7 protein-coding genes are annotated in these 12,816 nt (G+C 64.0%); 3 read left to right on the top strand and 4 right to left on the bottom strand.

All coding sequences use genetic code 11. The features are described from left to right. Nucleotides 1–77: 77 nt before the first annotated feature. Together JJ896_10785 and JJ896_10780 are read right to left on the bottom strand one after the other, a co-directional pair. Entirely contained in the window at nucleotides 78–974 is an 897-nt protein-coding gene (locus tag JJ896_10785; protein MBO6780127.1) for an SUMF1/EgtB/PvdO family nonheme iron enzyme, read from the bottom strand. A gap of 10 nt (nucleotides 975–984) precedes the next feature. After that, complete coding sequence (locus JJ896_10780) at nucleotides 985–4,023, bottom strand: aminotransferase class III-fold pyridoxal phosphate-dependent enzyme (protein MBO6780126.1); 3,039 nt, start codon at nucleotides 4,021–4,023, stop codon at nucleotides 985–987. 163 nt (nucleotides 4,024–4,186) lie between these two features. Between JJ896_10780 and JJ896_10775 the strand changes: the two genes are divergently transcribed. The 3 genes from JJ896_10775 to egtD all read left to right on the top strand — a co-directional run bounded on the left by JJ896_10775 (nucleotide 4,187) and on the right by egtD (nucleotide 10,621). Next, on the top strand, nucleotides 4,187–7,798 hold the full coding sequence (locus JJ896_10775; GenBank protein ID MBO6780125.1) for a DUF11 domain-containing protein: 3,612 nt from the start codon (nucleotides 4,187–4,189) through the stop codon (nucleotides 7,796–7,798). A 580-nt stretch (nucleotides 7,799–8,378) separates the two neighbouring features. Beyond that, the gene (egtB, locus tag JJ896_10770; GenBank protein ID MBO6780124.1) at nucleotides 8,379–9,647 is read left to right on the top strand and encodes an ergothioneine biosynthesis protein EgtB; all 1,269 of its coding nucleotides are present in this window, start codon (nucleotides 8,379–8,381) and stop codon (nucleotides 9,645–9,647) included. Next, the gene (gene egtD, locus JJ896_10765) at nucleotides 9,644–10,621 is read left to right on the top strand and encodes an L-histidine N(alpha)-methyltransferase (GenBank protein ID MBO6780123.1); all 978 of its coding nucleotides are present in this window, start codon (nucleotides 9,644–9,646) and stop codon (nucleotides 10,619–10,621) included. The genes egtB and egtD overlap by 4 nt, the downstream gene beginning before the upstream one ends. 4 nt (nucleotides 10,622–10,625) lie before the next feature. On the opposite strand, the gene JJ896_10760 is transcribed toward egtD, so the two are convergent. Both JJ896_10760 and JJ896_10755 read right to left on the bottom strand, forming a co-directional pair. Further along, nucleotides 10,626–11,057, bottom strand: coding sequence for a hotdog fold thioesterase (locus JJ896_10760; GenBank protein MBO6780122.1), 432 nt, complete (start codon nucleotides 11,055–11,057; stop codon nucleotides 10,626–10,628). Continuing rightward, a complete protein-coding gene (locus JJ896_10755) occupies nucleotides 11,050–12,774 on the bottom strand; it encodes a long-chain fatty acid--CoA ligase (protein ID MBO6780121.1) in 1,725 nt (574 codons plus the stop codon). The genes JJ896_10760 and JJ896_10755 overlap by 8 nt, the downstream gene beginning before the upstream one ends. Nucleotides 12,775–12,816 lie beyond the last annotated feature (42 nt).

Below are 12,816 nucleotides of genomic sequence, written 5' to 3'. Positions count from 1 at the left end.
GAGGCGCCGGGGGGCGCGGCGGCGCGGCGGGTGGAGCGCGGACCCGCGGGCGAAGCGCTTGGGGGCGCGGCGGCGCCTCAGTCGCCGAGCACGAGCGCCCAGAACTCCGCCTGAGCCTGCGCACTTGGCTGCACGACCGGCCGGACCAGCCGGAAGCCCAGGAATGGAGAATCCGTGTTCCACCAGAAGCTTTTGGGGATTTGCGGATCCCGGGCCTTCCAGGCCAGGCTGGACTCGAGACGCGCCTCGCAGCGCAGCATCCCCGGGCCGTCGTCGAACGCTCCGCCCCGAACTGTGCGCGGATGCAGTCGGGCGGGGCGGGCCCATGGGTCCGGGCCTTCGGACCAAACGGCCTGAACATCATTGCGGTATTCGTCCAGCATCCATTCAGAGGCGTTTCCGAGCATGTCGTGCAGCCCCAGGGAGTCCGCAGGGCGACTGGCCACCTCATGGAGCTCCTCGCCGGAGTTCTCCAGGTACCAGGCGTCCGTTGCGAGCGTGCGCCTGCCTCCGAGCCGGCAGGCGTGCTCCCATTCAGCCTCGGTCGGAAGCCGCCAGAAGTCCCCGGTCTTGGCCGACAGCCATCTCGCATACTGCAGCGCCGCCCACTGGGTCATTCCGGTGGCCGGGAATCCGTCGCGGCTCATGCCGGCCGACGGATCCTCATACGGCGGACTCGGTCGAGCTACGGCGTCCACGTCCATGGGCTGCGGAGTCGCCGTTACGGGAGAGTCCTGCTCCACGTGGCGAAAGACTCCGAACTGTTCGAAAGTGGTTTCGTGGCGCGCCATCCAGAACGGTGAGATCTCCACGCGAGCGTCTCCCAGCGACACGACGCCTTCTGTGGGCACAAACACAAGATCCAGAGTGACCTCGGTCCCGGGAATGATCACCTGTTCGGAGGCGCCGGCCTGCAGGTCGAGACTACCCCCATCGCCCATCGGGACTACACCAGATCCGGCACAGGCGCTCAAGATCAGGGCGCTACACAGGCTGCAAACACGTATCACGAAGGACCACATCGAGTTTTTCCAGGAGTTCGTCCGCGTCATCGCGAGAGAATGCCAGCGGTGGCTTCAATTTGATGACGTTGTGCAGGGGGCCGTCGGTTGAGATAAGCACGCCCAGGTCCCGCATGCGGTTCGCCAACCATGTGGCCTCCCGGTCGGCAGGTTCAAGCGTGGTCCGGTCCCGCACAAGCTCGAACCCCAGGAACAGACCACGACCCCTCACATCCCCGATCAGGGCGTGCTGCGCCTTGAGGGCTTCCAGGCCCGCTTTCAGATGGCTGCCGACCTCCTGCGCATGGGTTTGCAAGTTCTCTTCCAGGATGACCCTCAGCACGGCCAGGCCCACCGCACTGGAGACCGGGTTCCCTCCGAACGTGTTGAAATACTCCATGCCGTTGGCAAACGCCTGCGCGATTCTGCGGGTAGTCACAACAGCACCAAGCGGAAATCCGTTACCGATCGGCTTGCCCAGGGTCACGATATCCGGCGCGACGCCCTGCAGCTCGAAGGCCCACATGGCGTCGCCAACCCGGCCAAACCCGGTCTGAACCTCATCGGCAATGCATACCGCGCCGGCTTGTCGAGCTTCCGCGTAGACGGCCTGCAGGTACCCTTCGGGCGGCTCGATCTGGCCCCCGCAGCTCAGAATACTCTCTGCAATCAGCGCGGCAGGCGCATGGCCACGAGCAGCGAGGGCCGTTGCGGCACGCCGCGCATCGTGCGCACCACGGGACGCATCCAATCCGGGATTCCGATAGGGATCCGGCATCTCCAGGACCGCTACCCGGTCTCCGGCGCCGCTACCGCCCGGGCCGTCAAACTTGTAGGGACTGATGGCAACAAGCGAGGTCAGGTTGCCGTGGTAGCCTCCATCCAGCACCAGCGTGCCGGTGCCACCTGTAGCGGTTCGCGCCATACGGAGGGCGAGATCGTTGGCCTCGGAACCGCTATTGACCAGGAAGCACACCTCCAGGTCTCCCGGCAGTGTGTCTGCCAGCGCCTCCGCGTAGTCCAGAATGTTCTGGTGCAGATAGCGGGTGTTGGTGTTCAGAACCGAGAGCTGCCGTGATGCGGCACGAACAACGGCCGGGTGCGCATGCCCCAGGTGACACACGTTGTTGACGCAATCCAGGTAAGCACCACCCTGGGCGTCAAAAAGGTGCGCGCCGATTCCGCGCACGATGTGCAGAGGGCGGCGATAGGACAGACTCAGACTGGGCCCCAGGTGGGCGGCGCGCCGGGCGCCGAGATCCGGGGGCTGCTCGTGCCGCAGCGGCAGGACCGTGCGCAAGACCAGGTTCGGGTCCGGCGAGATCGATTCCCATGTGCGCGCCTGGGAGGCAAACGCGACGCCAGGCATGTTGCCCAGGTTGTCGAGATTGTCGGCGTAGAGTTGGAAGTGCAGGTGCGGAGACCAACCACCGTTGACGTTCGAATCACCCAGATCCGCAAAACGCTGCCCCGCCTTCAGGCGGTCCCCGGCCTTCAGGGTGTCCAGCACCCCCATGCCCAGGTGACCAAAGAGTGTGTAGAACGGCGTATCGCCGGCTTCATGCCGCAGAATCACGGTGGGCCCGTAGTCCAGCGGTTGGTCATTGTGCACGACGTGCTCGACCACCGCGTCATACGGCGTGCTTACGCCCGTACCTGCAGGGGCGAAGAGGTCCACGCCGAGGTGGATTGTGCGCTGCCGCTCCGGACCACTTCCTCCCCACTTGAACTGATCGCCTCGATAACAAATGCGGGGCTCGAGATAGCGACCGAAGCCCACCTTCGCGCCCGTATCGGCCAGCCGGCGCGCGAACGGCGCATCCCACACGGCGGCATCCAGTGGGTCCAGCGTGCCGTCAAACTCGTCGGTGCCGACGCTGAGATCGAAGACCGGGCCGTCGAGCGGGGTTTCTATCACAGGGGCCGCCGGATTGCTCTCGATCCAGGCGCGTATCACAGGTGAGGCCGGGCACGGCTCCAGCCCGCAGGCAGCACGTATCCGGTAGGTCATCAGTCGCGGATGCCCGTTTCCGAGGTGTCGAAGCAGACTCCATGCGCCGGACTGGGAGATGGTCTGATACGGATCGTCAGGCTCCGACCGTGACCGCTCCGCACTGTGACACACACTGATGCAGAGGCGTGCTGCCGTGAGGTAGGGAACGGCCTCCAACTCGCGCTCCTGGAGCGGATAAGCGCGATGGTATCCTGCCGCGAGAGCGGCCATGCCGGCAATGGGGTCCGCAAAGTCCATGGTCAGATAGGCGGAAGCGACGCCCAACTCCGCGGCTCGCCAGGTCCGCACCATGTCCCCGAAATCGATGAGCCCCAGGCCCGGAGGACCCTCTTCAAGCGCATCGTCGCCAGGCGCAACCAGCACGTTGTGCTCGTTCGCGTCATTGTAGATGGGCTGTCGTGGAAGTGAATCGAGGAGAACCGACCGGGCGGTGATGGCGTCCAGGTGCCGAGAGACCAGGGCCCGGTCGTACTCGTCGGCAATGAAGGACAGACGCGACTCTACGATGGAGGCCACATGCGCGACATCCCACTCGAATGCGCGGTCGAGCTCGTCGTGGCTCAGTCCTGCCAGCACGGTGTCGAGCTGGCCCAGCCCGCGCCCGATCCGCTCCAGCAAGTCCGTAGTCTTCGGCCTGAACTCTGCAAACGGGATTCCCGGCACCCACGTGTTCACCAGCACCTGGTACGCGTTGCCGTCAGGTCCTTCCACCTTCTCGATGCGCTTGCCTGCGCGTGATCGCACCGTTCGCGGCACCGCCAGGTCCAGGGCGGAGGCGCGCTCCAGCGCATCCTGCTGCAGCTTTGCAAGGCCGGGTGGGTCGCCCCGGAAGACCACCTTGACCACGTAGTCTCCCTCTGGGGTCGAGAGCCGGAAGTTGCGATCCCGATCCCCCGGCAGTGGGCTGACGCGCCCGTCGAGTCCCCAGAATTCCCGGGCTACATGCTTGGCCGTTTCGGCGGAAAACGGGGGTCTTTCTCGGACCTCCGGGAGCTGGGCTTCGGGCATCGGTGCTGGGGTGTGCGCGGCGCAAAATACGGGCGATGCGCTCCCGCGCCGGAATCTCGCCGTCAGTCTCGAAATGGATACGCGGCCTCGCAAATCCATCTCGTATCGGGACGAGTGGATGGCGAAACCGGCGATTTCGGGCCGTTTGCATCGTGCGCCCTGAATGGGCCTCCTCTTTGCGTCCGCCGACTCGGAATACCTGAATCCGAGCACAGTTGGCATGAAGAGCCCCCTTCGAGCACGCTATTTCAATCTGCTAGCGCTGACCCTGGTTGTGGTCACCGTGGGCTGGAAGCTCAGCGTCCGTTCCGGCCAGTTGGAGACCCTCAAAGGCGTAGAGGTCCCGCTGCCAGAGAACCTGGACGACTTCATCAAGGATCGCGATGCCGCGGTTCAACTCGGCAAGTCCCTGTTCTGGGACATGCAGCTGGGTGCCGATGGAGTGCAGACCTGCGCGTCCTGTCACTTCAACGCGGGTGTGGACAACCGCATCAAGAACCAGATGAGTCCGGCGGGCAAAGACCACCCGGACCGCACGTTCTCGTTCGGAGGTCCCAACTACACGCTTCAGGCGTACAACTTCCCGCTCGGAAAGGACAACAATGAGGCGATCTCGAGCCAGGGCGTGTTCCACTCGATGTTCCTCGGTGTAGAGCCAGGGGCAAGCGCGGACAGTGTGCAGGTGGTTCCTGACCCCACGTTCAACGTCAAGGGGGTCAACACTCGCGCGGTTGAGCCGCGGAACACCCCATCGCACATCAATGCCATCTTCAAGTTCAGGCTGCTTTGGGATTCGCGTGCCAACAACCAGTTCAACGGGCGCAACCCGTTCGGTCCGCGCGATCCGGATGCCCGGGTCTGGGTGCACAACGGGCACACCGTCGCTGAAGAGCGGATTCTGATTGACGATGCGGCCATGGCTTCTGTGGCCACAGGACCGCCGGTGGACTTCCTGGAAGTCGGCTCGGTGGGTCGCACCTGGCCCTTCATCGGCAAGCGCCTCTTGCCGGCCAAGCCCCTGGCAGGTCAGGAAGTGGACCCGGGGGACTCGCACCTCAAAAACATTCGGGACCACTACGGAAAGGGACTCAAGGGCACCTACGCCGACATGGTCAAGCGGGCTTTCCGCAGCAAATTCTGGAGCGACAAGCCGGTTGCATGGCGCATAGACGGCAAGAACGAAACCCAGGAGTTCACCCAGATCGAGGACAACTTCTCGTTCTTCGCCGGGCTGTCGATCATGATGTACGTGTCGACCCAGGTCTCCGACGAGAGCAGGTTTGATGACTATCTCCGCGGCCAGCACTACGCGCTGACCGAGAAGGAGAAGGCCGGACTCGAGCTCTTCATGAACAAGGGCCGTTGTATCGACTGCCACGCCGGGCCGGACCTGACCAACGCCGGGGTAGACCTGCACGAGTTCTCCGAGCAGAACGCCTTGACGAACACATTCCGTCGCAAGGACGGAAAGGTAGCCCTGTTTGATCGCGGCAGTTTCAACATCGGCGTGCGGAAGTTCGACGACGACCTTGGACAGGGCCGGACCGATGACTTCGGCAACGACCTGACATTCACCGAGCAGCACCTGGAAAACAATCGCCTCGATCCGCACTTCCAGGATCCGACTACGTGGGACGTGCAGTCCGGAACGCGGCCAAAACCGGCCATCGAGGGAGCTTTCAAGACCCCCGGTCTGCGGAATGTGGCCCTGACGGCCCCCTACATGCACAACGGTGGTCTGGCGACGCTGCGTCAGGTAGTGGACTTCTTTGACCGCGGCGGCGACTTCGCCGAGGAGAACAAGGACTTCCTCCACCCCTCCATTCAGGACCTGTATCTGTCCGAGCACGAGAAGGAGGCGCTCGTAGCCTTCATGCTTACGCTGACCGACGAGCGGGTGCGCCTGCACAAGGCGCCCTTCGATCATCCGCAGATCTTCGTGCCCAACGGCCACACCGGAGACGAGAAGCACGTGATTGACGACGGCACCGGACAGGCCGTAACGGACCTGCTCGAGGTCCCGGCTGTGGGTGCATTCGGTTACCGCTCGCTGCCGCACATCCTGCGGCCGTTCGAGGAGAACCTCGGCCTCACGCACTTTGATGCCGGTCCGGCCGGCGACCAGGCCGACCTCGCCATCTTCAAGCACTTCAAGGACACGGCCGGAGCTACTGTGGGCGATGCCGTCCTGATTGAAATCCAGGTCACCAATAGCGGTCCCGGCAATGCGCCTTCAGTGATTGTGGAGGACGACCTCCCACCGTCACTGTCCTTTGGCGACGGCACTGAGGTGCTCAGTCACGGCACCCTGCACGAATCAGACGGCATGGTCGTGTGGGATATCGGAGAGCTGTGGCCCGGCGAAATGGCCATGCTCAGCTTCCGCGCCACCGTGGAATACCCGTACTACGGCCTGATTGAGAACACGGCTACCGTGCGTCACAACTCTACCGTGAACGATCCTTTCCAGTCCAACAACTCGGACACGGCGAGCTTCGAGGCTCTGGTACCGCAGCAGTTCCCGGCGAAGGTCCAGATCCAGGCCGGCACCTTCTGGAGGGATCCGGCCGGCAACGTGCACCCTGTGGTAGGTACCTACAACCGGGGCGTGTATCGCGGCATCCCGCCGGGGCAGACTTCGGTCCAGCTCTGGGTGGAAGCCAATGAGGGTCTGCCGAACCCGGTGATCGTGAACGATGCAATCACGACCGAGAACAACGATGTCTATATCGCCACCTGGGGATACGAAGGCATCTACCGGTCCACCGATGGCGGCCGCACCTGGAAGGGTATGATCTTCGAAGACGAGACCGGATTGTCCTCGGGCAACCTGATTGTCTATGCCATCGAGGAAGGCCCGAACGGCACGCTTTACGCCTCGGCCGATCGGGGACGCATCTTCCGCTCGCTGGATGCCGGAGAATCCTGGCACCTGGCCGGCGAACTGCCCGGCGCGTCCTCGGACGTTACGTGGTCACTGGCTGCACACCCGACGACGCCCGGCACCGTCTTCGCCGGAACGTTCGGCAACGGAGTCTATGCCACCGACAACTTTGGCCTGACGTGGTCCAGACTGGAAGGCCGTGGCCTGGGTGACGACGGTCGTGTTCAGGTGTTCGACATCGAATTCGACCCGGCTACGCCTCACAAGCCGACACTGTGGGCTGCGACGGCTCGGGGCGTCTACCGCTCGATGGACCTCGGCGGTCACTGGCAGGAACTGAACGGAGGTCTCTTCCCGTTCCGCGAAGCCCGATCGCTCGCCTTCCACCCGGATGAAGAAGGTCCGTTGTTCGTGGCCGTCTGGGGTGGCGGCATCTACAAGCTGACGAATCGCAAGCACAACACCGTGTGGGAGTTCGTAGACCTCGATGGTGCCAACGTCACCACCGTCTTCTACGAGCCGTACCACGGCACGCTGGCGGCGGGTACTGACGTAGCCGGTCTGACGACCATGAGTGTGGGCGCCTTCTCCACAGACGTGGACGATGCGCCGACCTCCGAGTTGCCGGTCACCATGGTGCTCGCACAGAACTACCCGAACCCGTTCAATCCCACGACGGCGATCACCTTTGATCTGCCCGAAGCGTCACCGGTCCGCCTGTCGGTGTTCGACCTGCTGGGCAGGGAGGTTCGAGTTCTGGCCGATGGGCCCATGGCCGCGGGCCGGCACGAGGTACGGTTCGAGGCGGGCGATTTGCCGAGCGGAACGTATCTCTACCGCCTTGAGACCAGCGTCGGCTCGGTCAGCCGAGCGATGAGCTTGCTCAAGTAGCGCCGGACTGAGACGGAGATTGGCGGCGGCCCCGATGGCGGGGCCGCCGCTTTTTTTTGGGGCGCTGGGGCGAGGCGAGGGCGGGCGCGCGGCTCAGCGGGCGCGGTGGCGGTTGCGGCGGAGCGCGGCGCGGCGGCCCGCGCGGCGGATGCTCGTTGTGGAATCGGGGCGTCACATTACACATTCGGCGCCCGCCGCCGGGGTCAGAAGTGGAATCAGGGGCCGTGTTACACCTTCACTGTCCGCGACCGGCGCCGGAAGTGGAATCAGGGCATCGTTTTACATGTCGGGCGGCCGCAAGGCGCTGTGCTCGGTGGCGGCGTGCCGCGCGCGGGGCCGCGCCGGGAGCCGCGCCAGGAGCCGACAACCCGCGTGGGGCGCCGCGCCTCCGCCGCCCACAACCGCGCCAGGAGCCGAGCCAGCCTCCGACAACCGGCGCCGGAATAGCGGATTCCTCCCGCAGCGGCCAATCTTCCCGCGAAGCGCCGTTTTGACCCCGACACCCCGTAACGAATCGATGCCCGGCGAAACCACCCTCTGACAGCTCCCGTTGATGCTTTCACACCCAACGAAAGACCGCATGCAGCCTCCCTCCGTTTCACCGGATTCCGTCGTTCTGGCGGACCGGTACCGCTCCATCCGCGCGTTCACTGAAGAACTCTGTGAAACGCTGGAGCCGGAGGATTTTGTGATTCAGTCGATGACCGACTGCAGTCCCATCCGGTGGCATCTGGCGCACACCACATGGTTCTTCGAAACGTTTGTGCTGGGCGAGTTTCAGACCGACTATCGCCCGCTGCACGACCAGTACGCGTACCTGTTCAACTCGTACTACATCCAGGCGGGCGAACGATTTGACAGGCCGCGCCGCGGTCTGTTGTCGCGGCCGACGGTCAGTGAGATCATGGCCTACCGTGCGCACGTGGACGCTGCGATTGCCGCCTTCCTGTCGACAGCCGACACCTCCGTGCTCGAGAGGGTACGACCGGTGCTCGAAATCGGACTCAACCATGAGCAGCAGCATCAGGAACTGATGCTGACCGACGCAAAGCACATGCTTTCGCAGAACCCGCTCAACCCGGTATTCCGGGAGATAGAGACAACTCCTGCCAGCGCCTCGCCCCTCGGGTTCGTCCGGTTTGAGGCGGGCATCCGCCACATCGGCCATGAAGGCGATGGATTCAGCTACGACAACGAGGGTCCGCGCCACCGCGTCTTTCTGGAGCCGTTCGAACTTGGCCACCGGCCGGTGTCGAATGCGGAGTATGCACTGTTCGTGGAAGAAGGCGGTTACCGCAATCCTCTGCTCTGGTTGAGCGAAGGCTGGACGCGGGTCCAGGAGGAAGACTGGACGAAACCCATCTACTGGGAGCGACACGACCAGGGATGGTACGAGTTCACGCTCGCGGGCGTTCGGGCGCTCGATCCACATGCCCCGGTCTGTCACCTGTCGTACTTCGAGGCCGATGCCTATGCCCGATGGAGGGGCATGCGCCTCCCGACCGAATTCGAGTGGGAAGCAGCCCTCGGTGAGGCCGATCCCACGCCGGGACACTATGTCGAAGACCGTCTCTGGCACCCCGCCGCCGCTGTGGGCGATGGGCTGCGCGGCATGATGGGCGATCTCTGGGAATGGACCAGCAGCTCGTACGGTCCCTACCCGGGCTACACCCCGCCGCCCGGCGCCCTGGGCGAATACAACGGCAAGTTCATGTGCAATCAGTACGTGCTTCGGGGCGGCTCATGCGCGACGAGCCGAACGCACATCCGGCCCACATACCGCAATTTTTTCCCGGCCTATGCGCGGTGGCAGTTCACCGGAATCCGACTGGCACGTACGGTTAAATGAGGCATGTTGACGGCGGGCCGTCGCTGTTCATCGACGCGGAACCGGCTCCGGCATCAGTCGCCAGAGAGGTAGCCGAGGGCCTGGCATCGCAGCCGCCTTCGCTGCCACCCAAGCTCTTCTACGACGAGCGGGGGTCCATACTCTTTGACGAGATCTGCCGTCTGGACGAGTACTACCCCACTCGCACGGAAACGGCCATCATGCAGGACTTCGTGGAGGAGATGGCGGATGCCATCGGCTCTGGCGCAGTCGTCATCGAGTACGGAAGCGGCAGCAGCCTCAAGACAGAGGCCTTGCTGAGCGCGCTGCATGAACCGGAGGCTTACCTGCCCATCGACATATCGCGTGAGCACCTGCTGCGCAGCGCGGCCCGCATCGCCCATCGACATCCGGAACTGAAGGTTCTGCCCGTCTGTGCGGACTACACGAGCGCCATCCCGGGACTCGCCGAGTTCGCGGCCTCGCGTCGCTCTGTCGTCTACTTCCCCGGCTCGACGATCGGCAATTTTGAGCCCTCGGAGGCCCAGGACTTTTTGGGGCGCATCGCCCGTCTTGTCGGTCCGGGCGGCGGCCTGTTGATTGGTGTTGATCTGCGCAAGGATCCGTGCGTGCTGGAGTCGGCCTACAATGACGCAAAGGGGGTGACCGCGGCGTTCAATCTGAACATGCTTCGGCATATCAACGATCGCCTGGGGCCCACGTTTGAGCTGGATGCCTTTCAGCATCGCGCAGTCTGGAACGACAGTGACAGCCGCATCGAAATGCACCTGGTCGCAAGCCGGCCGACTCAGGTTAGGGTCAATGGCCACGCCCTGGCTTTTGAGACCGGAGAGCGCATCGTCACCGAGCATTCCTACAAGTTCACCAGGGCGGGCTTCGCCGAACTGGCAGGGCGCGCAGGCTGGACGGTGCAGCGGGTCTGGACGGATCCGCAAGAACTGTTCTCCGTCCAGTATCTGAGCGCCGGGAGCTGAGTCTCTATCGCCGGTCCATCACGACCATGGTCAGGCGGCCGCTGTTCACGAGGCGATCCTGCTCGTCGTAAATCTTGACCTCCCAGACGTGGGTCGAGCGGCCCAGGTGTAGCGGACGTGCCGTGGCGAAGACGATGCCCTCGCGCACTGCGCGCACGTGGTTGGCGTTGATCTCCAGCCCCACGCAGAATTGCTTGCGGATGTCCACGCACCAGGCGGAAGCCATCGAACCCACGGTTTCCGCCAGGGCCATGGAAGCTCCCCCGTGCAGAATGCCGTGGGGCTGTCGGGTGGTGTCGTCCACGGGCATGGATGCCTTCAGGTAGTCGTCGCCGACCTCGACGATGCGGATTCCGAGGTGGGACACCATCGTGCCCTCCCCACGCTGGTTTGCGGCTTCCAGCGAAGGACGCTCAAACCAGATCGACTCAGGCATAAAGCGCGTCGATTTCGCCGGCGTAGCGATCCGCGATCACCGAGCGGCGCAGTTTCATCGTCGGCGTCAGGGCTCCGTTGTCCACCGTCAGCTGGTCCGGCAGGACCAGTATTTTCTTGATCTGCTCCACGTTCGACAGGGAGGAATTGACCTTCTCAACGTGTTCCCAGATCCTCGCCTTGGCCTGGTCCTTGCCCACTTCTGCCTCCGGATCCAGCGTGATCAGCGCCGAGAGGAAGCGCCGCCGATCGCCGATCACCACGGCCTCGTTTACGAGGGGATGAGCCTTGATGCCTTCCTCGATGTTGCGGGGTGTGATGTTCTTGCCACCGGCGGTCACGAGAATCTCCTTCTTGCGACCGGTCACGTACAGGTACCCGTCCTCGTCCACATGCCCCAGATCGCCGGAATGCAACCAGCCGTCGATCAGCACCTCAGCCGTCGCGGCCGGGTCCTTGTAGTAGCCCTGAAAGACGTTTGGACCGCGCAGAACGATTTCTCCATCGTCGGCAATGCGCACTTCGACCCCGTGGAACGGGCGTCCGACACTGCCCCACCGGATCTCGCCATGCCTGTTGTTGGACGTAGGCCCCGACCCTTCGGTCTGCCCATAAACCTCGCGCAGCGGTAGATCCAGCGACCCCAGGTCCTCAAGAACATCAAGGGCGATGGGAGCCGCGCCGGACAGCAACGCCTCTGCCCTGCTGAGCCCGAGAGCCTTGCGAATCCGCGAAAACAACAGACGGTAGGCGACACCGTACTTCAGCTTCAGCCCCAGCGGAATCGGCGCGCTCTGATTGTTGAGCCGGTGGTAGTCCAGCCCAACCTTGCGTGACCAGGCTGCGATGCGCGCCTTGTTGCCCGTGGCCTGCGCCAACTTGGCCGTGAGACCGGCGTGGATTTTCTCCCACACCCGGGGCACTCCCAGAAACATGTCTGGCTGCACGTCCACCAGGTTCGCGGGCATGCGTTCGATGGACTCCGCGTAGTACACGGCGTAGCCGAAGGAACTGGCCCCGAGAAGTGTGATCGCCCGTTCAGCCGCATGGGCCATGGGCAGGTAGGACAGCACGCGCGCATCGGGACGGATGACCGGCGGCAACAGCTCTCGGCCCATCTTGGTGGCCTCGGTCAGATTGCCGTGAGACAGGGCCACGCCTTTGGGTGGCCCTGTGGTGCCGGAGGTGTAGATGAGCGTGCCGAGAGCATCTTCGGTGATCGCGTCCAGACGTGCATCCAGGTCCGCCTCATTGACCGAAGCGGCAGTCCCCGGCAGTTCCGCCCAGGCCGTGCCATGCTCGTCATCGCCATCCATCACGACCACGTGTCGCAGATTCGGCAGGCGATCTCTGACAGCCAGGACCTTCTCCAACGGCTCCCCGAGTTCGACTACCACAATGTGCGCCTCGGAGTGACCCAGGATATACTCGACCTGCGCTTCGGAGCAGGTGTTGTAGATGCCGACTGGAGCGCCGCCGGCCGCCATGGCCGCCAGGTCGGAGATGGTCCACTGGGGCCGGTTGAAGCCCATGATGGCGACCACACCACCCGGAGCCAGGCCCAGGGACATGAAGGCGCGCGCCGTTTCCCGCACCTCCCGCACGTACTCAGACCAGGATGTTTCCTTCCAGCCGTCGCCTTCCTTCACGGCGTAGGCGGTGACCGAGGGCTTTCGGTCGGCCCACGCAAGAAACTGTCGCGGGATGGAATTCTTCATAGGAACGGGCAGATGGGCCCGCTATGGTACGGGGCCGCCTGC

This window comes from Rhodothermales bacterium (assembly GCA_017643395.1).
In the GTDB taxonomy this organism is placed as follows: Bacteria; Bacteroidota; Rhodothermia; order Rhodothermales; family UBA10348; genus JABDJZ01.
This window is presented reverse-complemented; position numbering and strand designations above follow the sequence as displayed.